We start from the raw sequence: 21,596 nt of genomic DNA on the forward strand, positions 1-21,596 counted from the left end.
ACTACACCTCCTTTTCTTTTGCTCGGCGGGCAGGACGCCGGCGCTTGGCTGTTTTTGCTGCCTTGGCTGCTTTTTTCGCTTCGGCTTCTTTTTCAAGGCGATCTGATCGAGCAACGGCGAGCTTTCTGGTCACGGTTGACTTGTTCGCCATTTGCCGAATTGCATTAATTGCCCCTTTGGCGTGATGAAAATACTGCGTGAGTGGGATCCGCGACGGACAAACGTATGCGCAAGCTCCGCAGAGAAGGCAATGGTCGATACCGTAGTCCTGTGCACCTTCAAAATCACTGATGCGCGTGTGGGATGCCATTTGAAAAGGCATAAGACCCATAGGGCAGGCTGTGACGCAACGGCCACAGCGGACACATTCATGGCTCTGTTGAGGCTTTACCTCCGTGTCAGACAGAGCGAGTACAGCGCCAATACTTTTATCGACTGGGGCAAAAGTTGATCTGATGATCTGTCCCATCATGGGGCCACCAGCAATCAACCTTTCTGCATTCACTTTAAGGCCGCCTGCGGCCCCCAATAAATCGGCAATAGGCGTGCCAATGGGGACCACAAAATTGCCTGGTTGTTCGATTCCGCCACCAGAGATGGTGATGACCCGATCAATTAAAGGTCGCCGATAACTCACGGCGTGATAGACCGATTTTGCGGTTGCTACATTGTGAACCAAAATGCCCAAGGCGACACTGAGTTGACCCGGCGGAATGAGTCGACCGGTTACGGCTTTTACTAGGTGACGCTCGGAACCCATAGGGTAAAGGCTAGGCACGGCTTGAACAGAGATCGTATCAAGGTGATCGCATGCTGTTTTGATAACCTCGATACTGCTGGGTTTGTTATCTTCAATGGCAATGATTGCCTGCTTTGCCCCTGTGATGGTTAACATGATGTCGACACCGGCAACGATGTCGGCGGCGCTCTCTTGCATTAAACGGTCGTCACAGGTTATGTAAGGTTCGCACTCGCCGCCGTTAATCAACAAGGTATGAATTTTCTTTTGGCGGGCCAGTCGCAGCTTTATACCACTGGGGAATCCAGCACCGCCCAAGCCGACAATACCCGCATCTAGAACCCGTTGCAGCATTTCCTGTGGACTCAGTTTGGTCACATTGCATGGAGGATATGCCACAGCCCATAGAGGATTGTCGTTGGATTTAATCACCAGTGTTTTACATTTCAACCCTGAAGGGTGTGCAGTAACATGCTGTTTAATATCCTCTACAATGCCATTCACGGGTGAGTGCAATGGCACACACATATCACTGATCCCCTTGGCTAACAGCTGGCCTTTACCAACACTCTCGCCCACCCCAACTAGAGGTCTTAATATCGTTCCATTGCGCTGCTGCAAGCTGAGAAAAAGACGTTTTGGCTTAATGTCTTTTCTGATTTTGTTATGGGCGGTAAGGTCTTTGTGACCATCTGGGTGAATACCGCCTGGGAATGGTCGTTTAAGCATTGTTATCATCTTGAACTCCTACGCCACTCGAGGGTTTGGCCATTGCCAACTGGTTGCCGAGCTGCTTACTGGTATCATGCTCAGGCAGTCTTGTGGGCAGGCCTTTTCACATAAACCACAACCGGTGCATACCGATGCAATTACGGTATGCATTTGCTTATTGGTGCCGATAATGGCGTCGAATGGGCACGCCTTAAAGCAGCGGGTGCAACCACTGCACTGTGATTCATCAATGTAAGCCACTAATGGACCTGTATCCTTACTTTCACCGAGGCTAACACCAAGGATTTTCGCGATGGAGTGTGCCAGCGCACGCCCCCCCGGAGGACAACACTCTGCAGTCAGCCGCCCTGCGACCATCGCCTCTGCAGCTTGTTTGCAACCGGCTTCGCCACACTGGCCACACTGGCCTCCAGGAAGTAGGTCTGTTATTTCATCCACACGTGGATCGCCTTGGACGGCAAAGACTTTTGCTGCCCAACCAAGTAAAGCACCAAGACTGGAGCCTAAGACTAAAAAAACCAGGAGCGAAATTAGAATGTTCCACATACGTTATCTCCTTACTTGACCAGCCCAGCAAAGCCCATAAAAGCCATGCTCAACAGGCCTGCGGTAACAAAAGCGATAGGGCTGCCTTGCCAAGCCGAAGGTACATTTGCTAATTTCAGGCGCTGTCGCATTCCGGCAAATAGCACTATGACTAAACTGAACCCCAATGCTGAACCAAAAGCATAAAAAATGGACTGAGAGAAACTCATTTGTTCCTGTACCACCAATAAGGCCACCCCTAACACAGCACAATTGGTGGTAATCAAAGGTAAAAAAATGCCCAGTGTTTGATACAAAGACGGAGACATTTTCTGAATAAATAACTCAGTGAACTGAACCACTGCAGCTATGACTAAAATAAACGACAAGATCCGCAACGTTTGCAGATTGAAAGGAATCAAGATTGCACGTTCAATCAGCCAAGCAGCAATACACGCTATGACCAACACAAAAGTCGTGGCCAGCCCCATGCCTACCGCGCTGTCGACTTTACCTGACACGCCCATAAACGGGCATAAGCCGAGAAACTTGGCAAGTACCACATTGTTGACGACCGCAGTACCAATGATGATCAATAAATGTTCACTCATATATTTAAGCCTCAGCATCGTTAGTAGAACTTGATTAATGGCGACTGCAGGCGTTGTGCCAGAGTGGTGGAATGACCTTCATTTGGGCGGTAGCCCTGTTTTGGCGCGACTTTTCTGCTCAACGAGAGAAAGGAGGGGGGGGCCAATCGGGGCCGGTTTACGACAATCAAGCCAACAAAAAAGACATAAGTTGTCGTAAATCAAACAAAGATGTAGCCGTAAGCCCCTGATCTGTTTAATTCGTGAAGCAGGAACATTTTTTGCAGCAGCTTAAGCTTTAGAAGTGTTGATTCAGTAGGGACGCATGGAAAACAGTCAAATTTCAAACTCATTAATTGAAGCCGGTCAACAGTCAATTGTTGCGGGAAAGTTCTCTATAGCCCATTTTTCACAGATTGTTGAACAAGCACCGGTAGGTATTTCAATCACAGACTCAACCGCCCAGATTCTCTATGTCAATAAACATTTTTGCGAGATAACTGGCTATTCACAGAGTGAGATTGAAAATAAAAACCACTCTGTGCTGTCATTTAAAACCACGCCAGTAGAGGTATATCGGGAGCTGTGGGAGACCATTCAGGCAGGTAATGCCTGGAGTGGAAACTTGGTCAATCGTCGTAAAAACGGAGAACGTTACCTTGCGGAGGTTAGCATCGCACCACTGATTGACACAGATGCTACTCACACCTATTACATGGGCATTCAACGTGATGTTAGCGAGCGCTTTGCCCGTCAAACTGAGCTATCCAACCGCGGAAAGCTGTTGCAAGGCGTGTTTAACACTGTGCACACAGGTATCGCCCTGTTAGATGATAAACAGCGTGTAGTGATGGACAACCTAGCATACAAAACGCTTGCCAGTGATATCGGTGAAGAGCCTGCGCCGCTTCTATTGAATCAAATCAAACTTCAACTAGGTATTGCGGAAACGGAAAGTATCGACAAAGGCTATTTTCGAGAACGTACTCAGATTGTGGTTGAATTGAAGACCGCAGAGTATCAGCGGTGGTTTTCCTGCCGACTTAGCAACTTAGAAATGAATGATTCAGAAGTCGATGACTTTTTTGCTCCCAAGACCAGAGATTACACCGTGCTGACTGTTGCAGATGTCACTCAGTCTCACCGGCAAACAGAGAAAAGGCGACTGGCAGAATTGCAATATTCAACGGCTGAATCTGAGCGTCTGCACGCAATGCAGGAAACGGTGCACGCAGTTATTCATCAGATGCAAGCGCCGGTGAATATGATCGAGTCTGCTGTGAACATGCTGAATGGGCATAATCAAACCTGCAGCGGAATTGAAGCCATGTCCATAGCATTGGATGCCGGAAAAAACGCATTACAACAGCTTCGAGATGCTCGCCCAGAGCGCCCACATGAAGCTAAGACATCGGTTAATTTGAATCAGATAGTCCATGAATTGTCGATGATGACTTCTGAACGCATGCTGCAGCGTTCAATCTCCTTTCGTCTCGCATTGACCGGTACCTTACCCGCAATTAACGGTAAACCTGCTCGTTTGCGTGTGGCCATTAAGCAACTGATCGATAACGCGATTGAGGCGATTGATTTCTCCAAATCAACGCTGCGGGAAATCATTATCAGTACATCTTTGCTGGATGGTGAAATTCAAGTCAGCATTGATGATACTGGGCCGGGGATCAGTTCTGATCTGAGGTTAAAGGTGTTTCAACCACTTTACTCCACTAAACCCGACCATAGTGAAGGTTCTCGAGGTATCGGTTTGTGCATCGTACAGCAAGTCGTGAGCGAGCACGGCGGCATCGTTGAGTTCTCAAGCAATCAAAGGGGGGGATGCCGAGTGCAGGTTAACCTACCGTTGAGAGAGAAGGGGGCCGTATGACATTTAGCGAAACGGATAGCCTAGCAGACATTCAACTGGCCGCGTTATATCAGGTTTGTGCCATCTTGGGGAATAGCCTTAACTATCAGCAAACTATCTCTCGAGTGCTTAAAATCCTGCATGAAGAAGCCTTGTTGGAGCATGGCATGCTCACATTGGTAGACAAACAAGATTCAATGTTGGAAATCGACTTTGTGTACAGCCCTAATGAAGCACCGCAGCACGCGGCAATCAAATACAAGACTGGTGAAGGCATTGTTGGAGCAGTTCTCGCACAAGGAGAGCCCGTGGTGATCCCACTGATAGCCGATGAATTAAGGTTTGCTGATAAATTGTCACTGTATGATTTGAGCAAGCCATTTATCGCCGTACCATTGCGCAGCGCCGACGCCAATGTGATTGGCGTATTGGCAGCGCAGCCTGCTATTGCAAACCCGACTATGTTATCTGCATTTAACCGCTTTTTGGAAATGTGCGGGAGTTTGATTGCGCGCAATGTGGTGTTAGCTCGGGGTATTGAGGAACAAACAGACGACCTTCAGCAACAACGAGATCGGTTACAACGCAAAGTTCGCTCCAATTACAATATGGATAATATGGTGGGGCATACTCAACCAATGCGCAAAGTGTTTGACCAGATCCGATTGGTCTCTAAGTGGGACAGTACAGTACTGATTCGAGGAGAGTCGGGCACAGGTAAAGAGCTGGTCGCCAATGCCATCCATTACAACTCACCACGAGCCAAAGGCCCGTTTGTAAAATTAAACTGTGCGGCACTGCCGGACAACCTGCTCGAGTCTGAGCTGTTTGGACATGAAAAGGGCGCATTTACCGGAGCTGCTAAGCAACGAAAAGGACGTTTTGAAGCTGCTCATGGCGGTACTCTGTTCTTGGATGAAATTGGTGAAATATCTGCCGCCTTTCAAGCCAAGTTGTTACGTGTGCTGCAAGAAGGTGAGTTTGAACGGTTAGGAGGAACGCAAAGCCTTAGCGTCGATGTACGCATTGTCGCAGCCACCAATCGCCACTTAGAAGACGATGTTCGCGACGGAAAATTCAGGGAAGATCTCTATTATCGGCTCAATGTTATGCCTATTCAATTACCCACTTTACGTGAGCGTATTGAGGATCTGCCTGAATTAGCAACCTTCCTGGTGGACAAGCTCAGTAAGCATCAGAAACGCCCGTTGAAACTGACCGATGGGGCTATCCGGCGTTTAATGTCATATCACTGGCCAGGTAATGTGCGTCAACTGGAAAACCTGCTTGAGCGCGCTTCGGTCATGAGCGAAAGCGGTAATATTGACCAAGACTTAATTGTTATTGAAGACTTTTCGGCGCAGCGTTCATCTTCCGCATCAGGCTTAAACACAAGGTCTCTGCCAACCACTTTGGATATGGATGGAGAGATGGATGAGCGTGAACGTGTGATTGCAGCACTAGAACAAGCCGGTTGGGTGCAAGCAAAAGCGGCGCGTTTGCTGAACATGACCCCAAGACAAATTGCCTACCGTATTCAGACTATGAATATTAATGTGCGACAAATGTAATTTTGTGACAATAAAAATTGTCGTATTCACGACAATCCTCAGGAGATATTCACTTTAACCCCCCGAATAACAGGGGGTTATGTTTGGAATAGGATTTGCAAGTGTCATCAAAGCATCGATATTCAAAACAATTTTACATGAGGCTGCTTCATGACTTGCAACTCCAATCCTACGACACAGCATACTCTTGCTGACGACGAGCGAATCAAAACGCATCCTTGCTACTCCAAAGATGCCCATCAATATGCTCGGTTGCATTTGCCGGTGGCACCTGCATGCAATATTCAATGCAATTATTGCAATCGTAAATTTGACTGTAGTAATGAATCGAGACCCGGTGTCGTATCGCGAGTCATGTCGCCTCTTCAAGCTATTGAACGCTTTAAAAAAGTCAAAGCGCGAATGCCAGAATTAAAAGTAGTGGGCATCGCTGGCCCCGGCGATGCCTTAGCAAATCCCAACGCTACTTTTACAACATTAAAAGGGGTGTCAGCATTAGACAGCGATTTACATTTGTGTATTTCAACCAATGGACTGGCTCTTCCTGAACACGTCGATGAATTAACTCGATTGGGGGTCAATCACCTCACGGTGACTATTAATACAGTCCGGCCTGAAATTGCAGCTGACCTTTATCCGTGGATCTACTTTAAAAACAGACGTTTGTTTGGAATGGAAGCTGCTGAGATCTTGATAAATCGACAGTTAAATGGGTTAGAAATTGCCGCAAAGGCAGGGATGTTGGTGAAGGTTAATACCGTTTTAATTCCTGGTGTGACAGACCGACACGTTGAAGCATTGTCGACAGAAATAAAAAAACGAGGGGCGCTTTTGCACAATTTAATGCCGCTGATTTCTGAACCTTCTCACGGTACTTTTTTCGGTATGCATCATGTGATGGGGCCGAGTGCATCCGAGCTTGAATACGCAAGAACTCGAAGTGCCATAAGTATGCCGCAGATGAGCCATTGCAAACAGTGCCGAGCCGATGCCGAGGGGCGTTTGGAAGAGCAGTCAGATCAGCAAGTTAATGCAGTGACTGTTGAAAATCAGGTCATACGCGTTGCTGTTGCCCAAAGCCAGCAAAGTCTCATTAATGTGCACTTTGGTCACGCCAATGGGTTTGATATTTATCAATTGTTCGATGGTAAATATAGGTTTCTTGAGCATCGTTCACTACCGCAGTTCTGCACGGGCGGAAGTGAGTGTAATGATGTCGAAGACAAAATTAACAAAATGATCATCACTTTGTCTGATTGTTCTATGGTACTGGCTAGCCGAGTCGGAATTAGTCCTTGGGTGGCGCTGGAGAAAGCAGGTATCAGGCCTAATGTAGAATACGCGATGTGCGACAGCCATACAGCGCTTGCCGCCTTAGCGACCCAACATAAGTCTGAGGTACTGGCGGAGGTGAGTAATGGCTGTTGAAATAACTCAAGCATGTATTCATTGTCAGGCCTGTAAGCAGGTTTGCCCGCAGCATGCGATAAAATCAAATGGCAAAACGACAGCCGTTATCGTTCATCGCTGTGACGAGTGTCAGTCAAGCTGGTCAGCCCCACAATGTGCCTCTATCTGTCCTATAGAAGAAGCCATCGTCTCTGCAGATGGTCAACCGCTTAACCCCAAAGGCAGCTTAAAACCGGATCTATCAGTACTTGATCGTATTGCGGCTCGGTTGAGTGCTGAGAGGTAAGAGCCATTATGCGAGAGACAAATGAAGCCGTCAGCTACCTTGTGCATAAGGGTGAAATGGATGCCATCAATCAAACATTGTTGGCAAAAGTGTTGCTCGCTCAATTACAAGGCATAACTGTACTCCCTTACGGATTGGGGTTATCTCCAAATGCCTATGCAAACGTGTTAAATGCATGCAGGTTGCCTGCATTAGTTCAATTAGACCAACAATGGCACTCGCCTCAGTGGCAGGTTTTTCGTGCTCGCGCCGAGGTGTGTAAGGAAATACAAAAGCTTAGGGCTGATGAACAGACCCAATTGGTCAAACTTTTACGACACTGTGCCAACCCCAGTGTTTGCTATGCCTCACATATAGCGACTGTGATTGCCACTGCTTGTTTAGGTCATGCCCACTTGTATGTAGCCCTTGGGCTGGAAAGCCGGCATGAATTGAAGCAACTTTTCGCCCACAATTTTCCCAGTCTTTGTGCATTGAATACCAATAATATGCGTTGGAAGCGTTTCCTCTATTTGCAATTGTGCAAAAGTGGCGGGGATTACGTTTGCAGAGCTCCATCATGTAATGAGTGCAGTAGCAAAAAAGAGTGTTTTGTAGCGTGAAGAAACAAACCATATTAGGCTTTGTGATGTTGTTAGGCCTTACAACAGTGGCCGGAGCAGCTTGGGCAAATAATGCGTCTTTGAAGATTGCGGTGGCAGCCAATTTCAGAACAACGCTGGCGCAGCTGGTTGCTTTATATCAGCAACACCATTCGCAAGAGATTGAGATCTCCAGCGCTTCAACTGGGGTTCTTTTTGCACAAATATCCCGTGGCGCACCGTTTGATTTGTTCCTTTCTGCCGATGCCGTTCGCGCCCAAATGCTGGCCAAACAACTGAATAACGGGCAGCGCACTCACGCCTATGCATTAGGTAGGCTGGCGCTTTGGTGTCCTGCTGGCCTTAAACATTTTTCGCCCGTTGAGTTAAAACGTTTTGCTTATGCTAATCCCAAGGTAGCCCCTTATGGTGCTGCCGCGCAGCAAGCTCTAGCCCGCTTGCCGTTTTTTCGCCAAGCAAAGACCATCAAGGCGAATAATGTTGCACAGGTGCTTAGCTATGTTGAAACCGGTAATGTGGATTGTGGTTTTGTGGCATTAAGTCTGTTACTCACTCGGCAAAACTCACTTAACTGGCAGGAGATCCCCAGCGATTGGTATACGCCGGTAGAGCAGCATCTGTTGATCATTAAGCCAGACAATTCTATCGCAGTTCATTTCGCCGAGTTTTTGTTGGGTTCTAAAGGTCAGCAAGCGATCGCAAAGGCTGGTTACTACCCTGGAGTGCGCGATGAATCCCAATGATCTCCAGGCGTTATGGTTAAGTGTACGTCTAGCTACGTTGTCCACACTTGTGCTGATGGTGATTGGCCCTTTGTGCGCCATTTGTATAGAGAAAACAAAAACACCTTTTCGCCCCTTACTGGAAGCAACTGTGGCGTTGCCATTAGTGCTTCCGCCCACGGTACTCGGCTTTTACTTGTTGGTTTTATTATCACCAGACAACCCGTTGGGTGGCTTTCTTGCCAGTATCAATGGCGAGTCACTGACCTTTAATTTCTCTGGATTACTTTTTGCCTCAGTTATCTATTCGCTTCCTTTTGTTGTGCAACCTATGCAGTCTGCGTTTGCTGCCATCGACAAGCGTTATATGGATATAGCTGCAACTATGGGTATGAAGCCTTTAGAGCGCTTTTTCAGAATATTGTTACCAATGACCAAACCCGCACTTATTTCTGCTGCGCTATTAGCATTTGTGCATACCCTAGGTGAATTTGGTGTCGTGCTAATGATTGGCGGCAACATACCAGGAGAAACCCGAGTCGTGAGCATCGCCTTGTTTGACCATGTTGAAACACTGGATTTCGAGTCAGCTCATCGTTTGTCTTTAATCCTGTTATGCTTCAGCCTCAGTGTGTTGACAATGGTGTATGGCTGGCTGAAACCCAAACATGTGATACCCGCCTAATGCTCTACTGCGATTTGACTCTCAACCGCCAGAACTGGCGGGGCCATTACCAACTTTCGCTACCAGAGCTGACGTCGCTGGGTATCGTTGGTGAAAGTGGTAGCGGAAAATCCACATTGCTGCGCTGCCTTGCAGGATTGGAATCCACTTGTTTTGGTGAGCTAAAAATTGCAAAAAAAACGCTGCAAAGTGTCCATTATTTTGCCCCAGCAGAGCAACGCCAGCTTGCCTTTGCGACACAGTCCAGCATGCTGTTTCCGCATATGACGGTACAGAAACTGTTGACGCTGGCTGCATCCAAAGGGGAAGTCGATCCCACGACACAGACTGAATTAATGGGACGTGTTGGCGTGCTCAGTTGGTTACACAAAAAGCCTGCGCAATTGTCTGGCGGTCAACAGCAACGCGTTGCCTTTGCCCGCACCTTACTGCAATCCCCCGCTCTTTTGCTAATGGACGAGCCTTTTTCAGCACTGGACCCGATCAATAAACGCGACATGCTGGAAATACTTAAGGATTACATTGAAACCACGCCTACCCAGCTTATTTATGTCAGCCATGCGTTAGAAGAAGTGGCGTATTTGTGTGAGCACATGTCTATCCTTGCGGATGGCAAGGTACTTAAAACTGGCCCTACAGCGACCTTAATGAGCGACAGTTCATTAAGCCAAGCTTACTCCGACCTTGAATTTGGTGCAGTGGTGAGGTGCTTTGCAGAACAATGGAACCAAGACTATCAACTGATGCGATTGTCTATCGGTCAATCTGACTCGTGCGCTCAACAGCTTTGGATGAAAATGGATAAACAGCTGCAAGGAAAACCGGTATTCGTAAAAGTTCCCGCGCAGGAAGTCATTGTGGCACGCAGGCCTATCGTCGATGCCAGTATTCAAAACTCACTCGCTTGCCAGATCTCGGGGGTTGAGCCAGGACCGAACCAAAACTGCCTAGTTAAAATGGACCTTGACGGGCAGGGTATATTTGCTGAAATTTCTAACCGGGCTCAAGAAAACTTAAAGTTGCAACAAGGCGAACGGGTGTATTGTCACGTTAAAGCCATGAGTCTTCACGCTAGATAGCTCTTCAGCGGGCGGCAAACCTTTGTTCACTGTACGAAAAATCATATTAATGTAAGTGCCCACTACTGTTTTAGTTGAATTTTACTCTTGTTCTTGAAATTGTTTTTCTGCTGAAAAACGGAACACGAAATGGGCTAACTATATATACCAAAGGCGCGCGCGGTGCATATTTAGTAGCGACACCACTGCAGCTTTGATGAGTCATGGCGTCGGTTGCCGCTCTGTTATTACTCTGAAACAGCGTCATAGCAGAGCATGCATTGAGTGGAAGTACACTATTAGCAGTTGGAGTAAAGCCAAACAATTCATGAGGAACTCACACAAAGCTGAGGGCTACCATTGATCTTGATTATTTTATAGCAACCGATTATGGTTCCTTTATATTTTGGTTCCATATTTGGTTCCTAATTAAATTAAGACCATTAACGGTTCCTGCTTGATTTGGGGAAATGCATGCAAAATGTGGCGGTAGTGACTGGCGATCTGGTGAACTCTAGAGCGATCCCTCCGGATCATTACGATCAAGTTAGATATGTGTTGAATGCTCAGCTTGCGGACTGGACGGAGCGCGATGGCGACAGTCACGAGTTTTTTGGCGGGGATTCATTTCAAGCTGTGATACTTACGCCCGAAAGTGCGATGAGAAAGTCACTTTTGCTGCGCCTAGCGCTTCATTCAGAAGCCATAGGTGAGCGCAAACAAGATATTCGACTGAGTATTGGTTTGGGTAAGGTGGACGCAATACGGACGCATACAGCAAGTTCTACAGGTAAAGCGTTTGAGTTGTCCGGGCTTGGCATTAAAAACTTGAAACAACAACGTCTGGGGATCTTTAGCGATAACCCGACGTTTCAGCTGATTTTTGAGTTACTCACCCGCTTTGTTGATGCGCGCTTGCAAGAAAATACGGCTAAGCAATCGGAGGCTCTGTACCACTTTATTGCCTCAAATTTTCAGTCACACGACATCATCGCCAACAAGCTCCAAACCAGCCGTTCGAATGTGAGCAAGCTACTTCGCCGCAGTCATGCCACATTGATTGCCGACTACATTAAACTCTATGAGCAACAAGTCAGAAAGGAATTCGGATGAGCTCGGTTATATTGTTACTTGCCCTTTTAATGTCTCATGTGTTGGGCAGTTTTTACTCGCCAAGTGTCGCCCGTGGTACTCAGTTCAACGCGGCATTACTAAACCAGCCAAGGTTGTACATTCGCATCTTACTGTCACCTATTCTGATGATGACCTGTTTTATCAGCCAAGAGGTGACATGGGGCTTTGCGCTCTTGAGTGCTGTTATCATTGCGATGATGAATATTGGGGCTTTGCGGCTCAACCTTATTGAGCCTCAACGAACACGTTATTTTATTGCCATACAGGCCTGCTACCTGTGTGTGCTGATTATGATTTGGTGTATGGCCATTGGTGTGACGTGTGCTGATGCATGGTTATGGATTGATGAGCACTGTAAACGTGAATGGATCGTGGGGGCTGCAGCTTACTTAGTGATTGCGCAGCCCGCGTCGAAATTAATTGCATTGATATTGAAGATCGCGCCGCTGGAAGTGGGAGCTGACAATCAGGGCAATACTCCAAGGTTGGCCTTCTCTGCCGGAGAAGCGATCGGCATATTGGAGCGCTTTTTAATCCTCACATTTGTGCTGTTGAATGAGTTTAGTGGTGTAGGCTTTTTATTAGCCGCCAAATCAGTGTTTCGATTTGGAGACTTAAATGATGCTCATTCTAAAACAATGACCGAGTACGTCATGCTCGGCACTTTGCTGAGTGTGTCTATTGCATTAGCTGCAGGCTTAGCCGCTCAATATTTGATGGCGCAAGTCTAGTCATCCAAATCGATGGTGATATCAGGCTCTGATTGGTGGGGCCAAATATGAGACGCGATAATGATCAAGCGATTGTTCTTCATTGCTTGTAATTGCGTCTGTATGTGTGTGATTGAAGCCGTATCTAAACCTTCAAAAGGCTCGTCTAATAGCCAAATCGGAGCGTCCCACAAAAACGCGCGAGCTAATCCGACTCGTTTCATTTCTCCGCCCGATAGAGGTCGGCCTGCTTCGCCTACCCATTGTTGTATCTCGTGGGGTTGCCACGTTAAACCGGCAAATTCAAGCGCTTGAGTCAGTTGCTCTGCCTGGACAATGAGTTGAGTCTCTTTGCGTTGTTGATCGCTTACTCGGGCATGGACGGGTTGCGCAAGCACGATGTTTTGCTTAATCGTGTCCGACAATATATAGGGCATTTGCGGTACATAATGAATCAACGCTAAGCGTTGCCGCGGGAGAAGATGTTCTAAACTTTCCCTATTAATCGCGATGTTACCCCGAGATTGAATGAGCCCCGCCATAGCCTTCAACAGCGAGCTTTTGCCGCTGCCGGAACCGCCTTTGAGCCAGATCATTTGGCCTGCATTGAACCGGCCGTTAATCGACTTTCCAAAACGAACCGACTGCTGACCATCGTAATGCCACTGAAAGCGTTTGAGATGCAAGCTGATGGGCGGCTCGAACACCGCATTCGGTTGACCTTGAGGGGTGCCGAGATAAACAGTGTAAGAGGATCCGACATTGGATTCTAATGCGCTGTTCTGGGTCGTTGTGACCATTGCTGCCTTCGCCGCGCGAGCATGCGTAGCAGGCTGTATTGAGCGAGTGCTATTGCCAAACCAGTCGGGAAAGGCCAGCAGCAACATCACAGGCAACATCAAAAGTGCACTGCCATGCATCGATGAAGAACCCAATATCAGCAGAACACATATCGCTAGCCCTGAACTTAGAATCAAAAAGCTTTCTGAAATAGCATCAATGATACGTGCGATAAAACGATGTTGAAGCCATGTTCGCGAGCGTCCCTTCCAGCGAGCAGCGCTTGCTAAGTGGGTGCTTAAAGGCCAGAGAGAAGCACTTTCAAGATGGTATTCAAGTTCGCTCCGAGCGGCGCGTTGACCTTGGTAAAATCGCTTTGTATTTGCATCGTGAGCAAGCCACATCCAAATGATGACGACACCATTCAATGCCACCATCGCCACCCAAATTGGCAGCGTGTTTGGGGCAAGCCACCCCAGTATGACGGTCGATCCGACGATGATTGCCATGTTGGAAACATTGGGATGGAATACAGTAAGCCACCAATTAGCGTGTGCCTGAGCGCCTTGATCTAAATGTTCAATAGCCTCACCACGTAAATCATTCGGTGACTGTTCGGCAAGTTGTCGAGAAAATATGCGCAAGCGTATTTGATTTAATCGCGTCAGCAAAGATGAATGCCCAACAGCTTTCTCGCCATAACCGGAAGCAATGCGCGAAATCGCCAAAAATCGGATCACCGCAGCGGGCACCACATAGTTGAATAAAATGGCTGTCATGCTCAGGCCGGCCAATGCACATGCAGCAATAAACCAGCCGGAAACCAGCAGCAAGCCAATTGCGGTAATGGCATTTGTAATGGCCAAAACAATGGCGCTGCCATGGAGTACTTTGTGACTGGTCATGAACGGCCCTTGTTGGAAACTGGCACAACGCAAGCGTTTTTATCGATCTGCCAACGTTGTGAAAACCAAGCGTCGTCCACGGGTTTGTGAGTGACCCAAATAACTGTTTTATCGGCCAATGTTGTTTGTAACAATGCGCTCAATCGGAGGTGTTGATCGTGGGTTAAATGGGCTGTGGGTTCATCCAACATCACAATCGGTTTATCAAACAGTAGCACGCGAGCAAGCGCTAAACGCTGGGCTTGGCCACCGGAAATAGGCGGTTTCTCGCCGAGTTTAAAGTGAAGCTGGCCGGGTAATTCCGCGACCCAATTACGCATATCAACGCGTTCTAACACCTGCCAAATTTGGTCATCGGAAAATGCGCAACCGAGGGTGAGATTGTCACGAATTGAATCGGCTCGAATGACGGCCTGTTGTCCCAGCCAACTTACATCTTCACGCTTAAAGGCAACAAATTCCGAGTCTGGATTGCGAGGCTGAATAGGGCGCAGCCCCAACAGCGCTTCGAGCATGACTGACTTCCCACTGCCTGATGCGCCTTGAATGATGACTTTATCGCCAGCAAGGATACGCAACGATTGATTTTCAAGAATGGACTCACCGTGTCTATCATAAATAGTGGACTTGGGAATTTTGAGCGCCTTGAGATGGGCATCAAAGGTATCAAATACATGCGCAGGAGAATCGATTATGGAATGTAGCTCATGGGCGGCTCCAATGGCTTCTGATTTGGTGTGGTAAAAACGCCCCAGCAATTTTAATTCTGCAAAAAATAGCGGAGTCATGAGCAGTAAAAAAAGTCCGTGTTGAAAGTCCAAGCCTTGTTCCCAACTCCCAAAACGTACTTCGCCAAGTAAGCTGAAGCCGACTAGAACCGCAACCAACGCCATGGCTACGGTGCTTAGAAAGTCCAGTACAGTGGCCGACATAAATGCAATGCGAACGACTTTCATGGTGCGATGTTTGAGCTCCACAGATGCGCGCTTAAAGCGTTTGTATTCAGTGCTTGAGCGATCAAATAAATACAAGACTTGCTGCCCTCTCAGCCGGTCTAGAAACATATGGTTGAGGCGGTCAATCGCAGTAAAATGATGGCGATGTGCTGTGGCTGCACCCATCCCCATGATCCACATAAAAAAAGGAATGAGCGGAGCAGAAATAATGAGAATCAGGCCAATGAGCCAGCTGATTGAAAAGACCACCGCAGTCACCAATATGGGAACTAGGCTAGCAATGGTTTTCTGCACCTGATAGTCGGTGTAAAAAGAGGCGAGTGCAGGGATTCGCTCTAAAAAGAAAGACTGCCAATTCGCAATGGGATATTGCCGAATCAATGCCAAACTTTGCTGGTTAAGCTCGGATTCCAATGTTGCAAAGTAGTGGAGGTTGATACGTTTTTCGGTAGACGCTTGGTACGAATTTTTACTGAATACCAGCATGCTCTGGGCTACAAAGCACAGCATTAATGGAGCAATGGCAGACGATTCTAAAGGGCTACGCGCAATGATGATGTCGGACAGTAAAGATGCGAGCAGCCACATTGCGCCTACTTTAATCGCAAATATCATGACGCCAAGCAACACCAATATATTTAGCCGCTTCTTGAATTGTTTGCCTTGTTGCTTAATCCAACCGAGCAATTCACGTTCTTCATCAGGTGATACGTGCGAGCCTTTGTCAGCTATATTTTGTTCTGCCATTACAACACTTCAAGTACCACGAAGGGCCGGACAAACCGGCCACAAAAAAATGAAAAATGCAGGGATGGAGCTATCCGCAATTAATCGTCATCATTCGCTGGGCGATCCATATCTTCGGTAGACTCTAGCCACAGTGCGTTAATAATGCCAAACGAACAAGCCAGCAGCACACCTAAAATCCAAGTGAAATACCACATGTTGTGATTCCTTTTTAATACAGCGAATGGCTGTTTTCGACAATATGAGACTCTTTAATGCGTCCACGCATGACCCAGAAACTCCATGCGGTGTAGCTCAAAATAATAGGCACGAAGATCAGCGCCACCCAAAACATAATTCCCAATGTCATTTCACTGGAGGTCGAATCCCAGACCGTGAGCGAGGCGTTGAGCTGAGTAGTGCTAGGCATCAAGAATGGGAACATTGAGAACCCTGCGGTTAAAATAATACCGGCAATGGAGACCGAACTGCTGACAAATGCCCAGCCCGAGCGATGCATTAAAGACATTGTGCTGGCTGCAATCGAGCCCAAAATACCCAAAGCAGGCGCGATCATCATCCACGGGTAGAGTCCATAATTGTTGAACCAGCTATTGTTGCCGACTTCAACAACCTTATTGAGTGGGTTTGACGGTCCAGACGTGTCGATGCTTGAGGTGAGCACGTAGCCATCAAGTCCAACATGAACCCAGACTCCTGCCGCCACAAATAATCCAGCAGTGGCGAGCCCTAAAATACTCGCGACTTGAGCGGAACGTGTGTAAAGCGCACCTTCTGTTTTCAGTTGCAGCCATGTTGCGCCATGCATGAGTAACATACAGACACTAATTAAACCGGCCAGAATTGCGAACGGATTCAATAATCCAAAAAATGAACCTGTGTAAGTTGATTTTAAGGTGGTATCAAACTCAAACGGCACCCCTTGCAGCAGGTTACCGAACGCGACGCCAAAAATAAGTGCAGGGACGAGGCCGCCAGCGAATAGTGCCCAATCCCAGCCCGCACGCCATTTAGGGTCGTCAATTTTTCCTCGGTAGTCAAAGCCCAGCGGGCGCATCCACAGTGCTGCGAGCGTGAGCATTAAGGCTAGATAAAAACCAGAAAATGCGGTCGCGTAAATGATGGGCCAAGCCGCAAAAATTGCGCCACCTGCAGTAATAAACCAAACTTGGTTGCCGTCCCAGTGAGGGCCAATGGTGTTAATCATGATGCGGCGCTCATTGTCGGTGCGGCCCACTAATGTGAGTAGTGCTCCCACTCCCAAATCAAAACCATCAGTCACGGCAAAGCCAATGAGTAGTACGCCAATCAAGCACCACCATACGAGGCGAAGTGTTTCGTAATCCATCATGATTCAGCTCCTGCGGTCAGTGGTTTTTGAGGGGATGATTCTCGGCTTGTGTCACCATCATGTTGCGGTCCTTTGCGGGCATATTTCATCATCAACGAAAAGGCGATGATAAACATGATGGTATAAAACACGCCAATTGCGATAAGCGTGAGCACAATGTCTGTAATGCTTAAATTAGAGACCGCCGTGTGTATTGGCAAAATTTCGGCAATCGCCCACGGTTGTCGACCATATTCAGCCACAAACCAGCCCGCTTCACAGGCGATCCAAGGCAGTGGCAAGCTCCACAGGGCAACTTTTAAGAACCACCTTGGTTTGGCCACTTGATGGCGAGTGCTAATGATAAAGGCGTAACCGAATACCAACAGCATAAAGAAGCCTGATGCGACCATGATGCGAAAGCTCCAAAACATGGGACCCACCGAGGGAATAGAGTAATCAGTGGCGGCATCCAGTTCAGCCGCGGTTGGATTGTGAATGTCTTGGGCAAAGGGTTCTAGCAGCAAGCCGTATCCCAAGTGTTCAGATATTTCATCAAAACGCTGTTGCTCTGCTGCGGACAAACCTCCATCTTGACGTTTTTGAAGCAGTGCATGGGCTTCAGAGCCTGCAATAATTTTTTCACGATTCATGGCTTTTAAATCGATTAAACCTGTGACTGTTTCATCCAACGAACGAGTTGCGATAATCCCCATCAAATAGGGGATTTTCACTGCATAGTCGGTTCGTTCTTCGGCTGAATTTGGAATCCCGAATAAAGTAAATGCGGCGGGCGCGGGTTCGGTATGCCATTCTGCTTCAACGGCTGCGAGTTTCACCTGCTGAACATCGCCCATTTCGTAGCCACTTTCATCACCTAATACGATGACCGAAATGCTCGACGCCAAACCAAAGCAGGCTGCAATCGCAAATGACCGGCGAGCAAACGCCACATTTTTATTTTTCAGTAAGTAATAAGATGAAATAGCGAGCACAAACATAGCGCCCGTGACGTATCCAGCAGACACGGTATGAACAAATTTTACCTGTGCGACGGGGTTAAAAATGAGTTCTGAAAAGCTGCTCATTTCCATTCGCATGGTGTCGGGGTTAAATTCTGCTCCGAGTGGATTTTGCATCCAGCCGTTGGCAATCAAAATCCATAGTGCTGAGAAGTTGCTGCCAATTGCTACAAGCCAAGTCACCATCAAGTGCTTCACTTTAGATAAGCGATCCCAGCCAAAAAAGAATAACCCGACGAATGTTGATTCAAGGAAAAAGGCCATCAGACCTTCAATGGCGAGCGGAGCGCCGAAGACATCACCTACATAGTGTGAATAATAGGCCCAATTCATACCGAACTGGAACTCCATGGTGATCCCAGTGGCCACACCAATGGCAAAGTTGATACCGAAAAGTTTGCCCCAGAACTGGGTCATTTCCTTGTAAATTTTCTTGCCGGTCATGACGTAAACCGATTCCATGATGGCAAGTAAAAATGCAAGACCTAACGTGAGCGGTACAAAAATAAAGTGGTACATGGCTGTGAACGCGAATTGGAATCGCGACAGCTCGACGAGTGTTTCGTTAATCACATCATTCCCCCAGCATTCCTGCTGTTCAGATTGGCTATCTCCCAGATTAGACCGAGTTAAAGCTAATCGCTTGGAAAATGAAGTATTTGATCTAGATCAATTAATTATATTAGAAGTCGTGAATATAACAATATAGCTACATTTAGCAGGGAACTTTATTGCAAAAGCCACATCACCGTCGTTAAAAATACGGCAAATGCGCCACAAAACCCGAGTATTAGATAAAAGCCTTTGGCGCCTTGCTTGATAGTAAGCTTATGGTGCTGAAGAAATAACCACCACATTACACATAGCAAAATAGGAATTAGAAATAGTCGTGTCATAGCGAATCCTTACTGCTATTTGGCGTGAACGCTTTGGATTCCGAGCCTATGTCGTTTTCCATTAAGCCTTGGTGTTTTGCGATAGCCAACGCAACTGCGGCATCGCCGGTAATATTCGTAGTGGTGCGCATCATGTCGATAATTCGATCGATGGCGGCGATGAAGGCAATACCTTCAAGTGGTAGTCCAACCACATTTAACGTGACGGTAAGCATGACCATGGCGGAGCCCGGAACTCCTGCGGTACCCACCGATGCTAATACAGCGGTGGTCATGATTAGTATGTAGTCGCCGGTATCGAGTGAGATTCCATATATTTGAGCAATGAAAATGCTGGCTATTGCAGGATAAATACCCCCGCAGCCATCCATATTAATGGTAGCTCCTAATGGTAATACAAAACTGGAATATGATTTTGATACGCCCAGATTCTCGGTCACGCACTGAGTGGTAACGGGTAGCGTACCGTAGCTCGACGACGAGGAGTAAGCGACCAATTGGGCAGGAAAAATCGATCTGAAAAATTTAATCGGTGAGGTTTTGCCAATGAACTTCACAATACTTCCATACACCACAAGCATGTGAAATAGGCAGGCTAGGTAGATCGCACCAACAAATTTGGCCAGTGGAAGCATTGCATCAAAACCGAAGGTGCCAACCATCCACGCAATGAGCCCAAACACTCCAAATGGCGTTAACTCCATTACGTACCGAGTAATTTGAAACATGACCTCGGCACCACCATGAATGGTATCTTTCAACGTTTTGGCTTTGTCGCCCACAACATTGATCGAAATGCCCACCAGAATTGCAAAAAACAACACTTGAAGAATATTGCCTTCGGCCATCGCAGCAATTGGGTTACGAGGAATGATATCAATGAGTACCGAAGCAACGGTTGGAATGTCTTTGTATTTCACACTTTCAGAAGCGGTGAGTTCAATTCCTGCCCCCAGATCAAACATTGTGCCGACAAACAGTCCCAAGCACGATGCGATGAATGCAGTGAATAAAAACAGTCCCACGGTTTTGACGCCAATTTTTCCAAGATTTTTACCTGAGTATGACGTCAATGCGACAATGAGGGTGCAAAACACTAAAGGCACAATTAACATGCGAATGGCGTTTACAAAAATATCGCCCAATGGTTTTAAGGCGGTTGATGCATCTCCCAGAACAAAGCCAGCAATTGCACCGAGCACAAAACCCGCTAAAACGCGTTGCCAAAACGGAATTGCAAACCAGATTGAGAAAATCTTCATGAATATCAGTTTATCTTCTTAGTATCATGGGTATTCTAGCCAACTATAACGACAATCGAATAAGCGAGATAGAAATCTATGCGTAATTTTCAAAGGATAGATCTAACAGCTTTTGGCGGAGTTGACCATCTGAAGCTTAGTACGATTGCCAAGCCAGAGCTTTGCCACGGAGAAGTCCTGGTGAAGGTACACTATTCAGGGCTTAATCCGATCGATGTGAAAACCCGTGCAGGACTAGGTTGGGCGGCAGCACAAAAAGCCAATGCATTGCCTTGGTCTCTCGGCTATGACGCCGCCGGAGAAGTAGTGGCGGTGGGGCAGGGCGTAGATTGTGATTGGATCGGCAAACCCGTCTGCGGCATGTTCGGGTTTCCGCTAGAGGCGGGATGTTACAGTGCTATTCGAGCCTGTCATATCAATGAACTCGTTTCGGTGCCTGTCGGAGTGCATCTTGCACAAGCTGCAGCATTACCCTTGGCTGGACTCACCGCTTACCAAGCATTGTTTGAGCATGGCAAATTACAAAGCTCACAGTCTGTGCTTGTTGCTGGCGCGTCCGGTGGTGTAGGGCATATTGCGGTGCAGTTGGCGAAAGCCCGAGGCTGCCATGTGGTGGCGCTTGCATCCGCGGGACGCAGAGAAACCTTGTTGGCGCTGGGGGCTGATGTGGTGCTCGACTATGCACAAGACTGGCTGGCTCAGTTACCCAACCAAGTGGACTTGCTTGTTGACCTAGTCGGCGGTGACAGTGGAGCTCATGCGCTTCAAGCCGTTCATGCAGAAGGTTTTGTTGTGACGCTGCCAACGCTTTCTGCTGAGCGCATCGTAGAAACCGCCAATCAACATGATTTAGCGGCTACCGGAATGCTGGTTCATCCTGAGACTGAACAGTTACAAGAAATGTTACAACTGATCGCACAAGGCTCTCTTACCATTCATGTGCAGGATTGTTACCCTGCCAAAGAGATTGGTGTCGCACATCAAGTGCTTGAAGAAGGTCATGTAGCTGGCAAACTGCTGCTAAATTGGCGTTCGTAACTGGGCACTCCAATTGGCTCAGTTAAACGTAG

Annotated in this window: 22 protein-coding genes; 12 read left to right on the forward strand and 10 right to left on the reverse strand. The window is 47.5% G+C overall.

The window, feature by feature from the left end; all coding sequences use genetic code 11:
* Position 1: 1 nt before the first annotated feature.
* The 3 genes from rsxC to rsxA are packed head-to-tail and all read right to left on the reverse strand — an operon-like array spanning position 2 to position 2,607.
* Positions 2-1,477 (reverse strand): electron transport complex subunit RsxC, encoded by a 1,476-nt coding sequence (gene rsxC, locus NAF29_RS12340; RefSeq protein ID WP_251261891.1) that lies wholly within the window; start codon positions 1,475-1,477, stop codon positions 2-4.
* Positions 1,478-1,486: 9 nt separating this feature from the next.
* Positions 1,487-2,017 carry an RnfABCDGE type electron transport complex subunit B gene (locus tag NAF29_RS12345; protein WP_251261892.1) on the reverse strand — a complete coding sequence of 177 codons (531 nt, stop codon included), beginning with the start codon at positions 2,015-2,017 and terminating at the stop codon, positions 1,487-1,489.
* 11 nt (positions 2,018-2,028) lie between these two features.
* Positions 2,029-2,607 carry an electron transport complex subunit RsxA gene (rsxA, locus tag NAF29_RS12350; RefSeq protein ID WP_251261893.1) on the reverse strand — a complete coding sequence of 193 codons (579 nt, stop codon included), beginning with the start codon at positions 2,605-2,607 and terminating at the stop codon, positions 2,029-2,031.
* Positions 2,608-2,678: 71 nt separating this feature from the next.
* Between rsxA and NAF29_RS12355 the strand changes: the two genes are divergently transcribed.
* From NAF29_RS12355 to NAF29_RS12405, 11 genes are all read left to right on the forward strand, one after another.
* The gene (locus NAF29_RS12355; protein ID WP_251261894.1) at positions 2,679-2,837 is read left to right on the forward strand and encodes a hypothetical protein; all 159 of its coding nucleotides are present in this window, start codon (positions 2,679-2,681) and stop codon (positions 2,835-2,837) included.
* A 74-nt stretch (positions 2,838-2,911) separates the two neighbouring features.
* Positions 2,912-4,471: a nitrogen fixation negative regulator NifL gene (nifL, locus tag NAF29_RS12360; protein ID WP_251261895.1), complete on the forward strand. Its 1,560-nt coding sequence runs from the start codon at positions 2,912-2,914 to the stop codon at positions 4,469-4,471.
* On the forward strand, positions 4,468-6,021 hold the full coding sequence (gene nifA, locus NAF29_RS12365) for a nif-specific transcriptional activator NifA (protein ID WP_251261896.1): 1,554 nt from the start codon (positions 4,468-4,470) through the stop codon (positions 6,019-6,021). The genes nifL and nifA overlap by 4 nt, the downstream gene beginning before the upstream one ends.
* 150 nt (positions 6,022-6,171) lie before the next feature.
* On the forward strand, positions 6,172-7,449 hold the full coding sequence (gene nifB / locus NAF29_RS12370; RefSeq protein WP_251261897.1) for a nitrogenase cofactor biosynthesis protein NifB: 1,278 nt from the start codon (positions 6,172-6,174) through the stop codon (positions 7,447-7,449).
* Positions 7,439-7,717 carry a 4Fe-4S dicluster domain-containing protein gene (locus tag NAF29_RS12375; RefSeq protein ID WP_251261898.1) on the forward strand — a complete coding sequence of 93 codons (279 nt, stop codon included), beginning with the start codon at positions 7,439-7,441 and terminating at the stop codon, positions 7,715-7,717. The genes nifB and NAF29_RS12375 overlap by 11 nt, the downstream gene beginning before the upstream one ends.
* Positions 7,718-7,725: 8 nt before the next feature.
* On the forward strand, positions 7,726-8,319 hold the full coding sequence (locus NAF29_RS12380; RefSeq protein ID WP_251261899.1) for a nitrogen fixation protein NifQ: 594 nt from the start codon (positions 7,726-7,728) through the stop codon (positions 8,317-8,319).
* Positions 8,316-9,062, forward strand: coding sequence for a molybdate ABC transporter substrate-binding protein (modA, locus tag NAF29_RS12385; protein WP_251261900.1), 747 nt, complete (start codon positions 8,316-8,318; stop codon positions 9,060-9,062). The genes NAF29_RS12380 and modA overlap by 4 nt, the downstream gene beginning before the upstream one ends.
* Positions 9,049-9,726: a molybdate ABC transporter permease subunit gene (gene modB, locus NAF29_RS12390; protein WP_251261901.1), complete on the forward strand. Its 678-nt coding sequence runs from the start codon at positions 9,049-9,051 to the stop codon at positions 9,724-9,726. The genes modA and modB overlap by 14 nt, the downstream gene beginning before the upstream one ends.
* Complete coding sequence (locus tag NAF29_RS12395) at positions 9,726-10,805, forward strand: ATP-binding cassette domain-containing protein (protein WP_251261902.1); 1,080 nt, start codon at positions 9,726-9,728, stop codon at positions 10,803-10,805. Before modB ends, NAF29_RS12395 begins: the two co-directional genes overlap by 1 nt.
* 453 nt (positions 10,806-11,258) lie before the next feature.
* Positions 11,259-11,897, forward strand: coding sequence for a hypothetical protein (locus tag NAF29_RS12400; RefSeq protein ID WP_251261904.1), 639 nt, complete (start codon positions 11,259-11,261; stop codon positions 11,895-11,897).
* Entirely contained in the window at positions 11,894-12,649 is a 756-nt protein-coding gene (locus NAF29_RS12405) for a hypothetical protein (protein WP_251261905.1), read from the forward strand. Before NAF29_RS12400 ends, NAF29_RS12405 begins: the two co-directional genes overlap by 4 nt.
* Here the strand turns inward: NAF29_RS12405 and NAF29_RS18280 are convergent.
* The 7 genes from NAF29_RS18280 to NAF29_RS12445 form a co-directional block, all read right to left on the reverse strand.
* Positions 12,646-14,313, reverse strand: coding sequence for an ATP-binding cassette domain-containing protein (locus tag NAF29_RS18280; protein ID WP_285817743.1), 1,668 nt, complete (start codon positions 14,311-14,313; stop codon positions 12,646-12,648). The genes NAF29_RS12405 and NAF29_RS18280 overlap by 4 nt on opposite strands.
* Complete coding sequence (locus NAF29_RS12420) at positions 14,310-16,016, reverse strand: ABC transporter ATP-binding protein/permease (protein ID WP_251261906.1); 1,707 nt, start codon at positions 16,014-16,016, stop codon at positions 14,310-14,312. The genes NAF29_RS18280 and NAF29_RS12420 overlap by 4 nt, the downstream gene beginning before the upstream one ends.
* An 80-nt stretch (positions 16,017-16,096) precedes the next feature.
* Positions 16,097-16,213: a cytochrome bd-I oxidase subunit CydX gene (gene cydX, locus NAF29_RS12425; RefSeq protein WP_251261907.1), complete on the reverse strand. Its 117-nt coding sequence runs from the start codon at positions 16,211-16,213 to the stop codon at positions 16,097-16,099.
* Positions 16,214-16,227: 14 nt separating this feature from the next.
* Positions 16,228-17,367 carry a cytochrome d ubiquinol oxidase subunit II gene (cydB, locus tag NAF29_RS12430; RefSeq protein ID WP_251261908.1) on the reverse strand — a complete coding sequence of 380 codons (1,140 nt, stop codon included), beginning with the start codon at positions 17,365-17,367 and terminating at the stop codon, positions 16,228-16,230.
* Positions 17,364-18,941, reverse strand: coding sequence for a cytochrome ubiquinol oxidase subunit I (locus NAF29_RS12435; RefSeq protein WP_349665576.1), 1,578 nt, complete (start codon positions 18,939-18,941; stop codon positions 17,364-17,366). Before NAF29_RS12435 ends, cydB begins: the two co-directional genes overlap by 4 nt.
* Before the next feature lie 155 nt (positions 18,942-19,096).
* On the reverse strand, positions 19,097-19,264 hold the full coding sequence (locus NAF29_RS12440) for a hypothetical protein (RefSeq protein WP_251261909.1): 168 nt from the start codon (positions 19,262-19,264) through the stop codon (positions 19,097-19,099).
* Positions 19,261-20,526: a dicarboxylate/amino acid:cation symporter gene (locus NAF29_RS12445; RefSeq protein WP_251261910.1), complete on the reverse strand. Its 1,266-nt coding sequence runs from the start codon at positions 20,524-20,526 to the stop codon at positions 19,261-19,263. Before NAF29_RS12445 ends, NAF29_RS12440 begins: the two co-directional genes overlap by 4 nt.
* A 78-nt stretch (positions 20,527-20,604) precedes the next feature.
* On the opposite strand from NAF29_RS12445, the gene NAF29_RS12450 reads away from it, so the two are divergent.
* Entirely contained in the window at positions 20,605-21,564 is a 960-nt protein-coding gene (locus NAF29_RS12450; protein WP_251261911.1) for an NADP-dependent oxidoreductase, read from the forward strand.
* The last annotated feature ends 32 nt before the right edge of the window (positions 21,565-21,596 follow it).

Origin of the sequence: Echinimonas agarilytica, from assembly GCF_023703465.1 — a bacterium.
Lineage (GTDB): Bacteria > Pseudomonadota > Gammaproteobacteria > Enterobacterales > Neiellaceae > Echinimonas > Echinimonas agarilytica.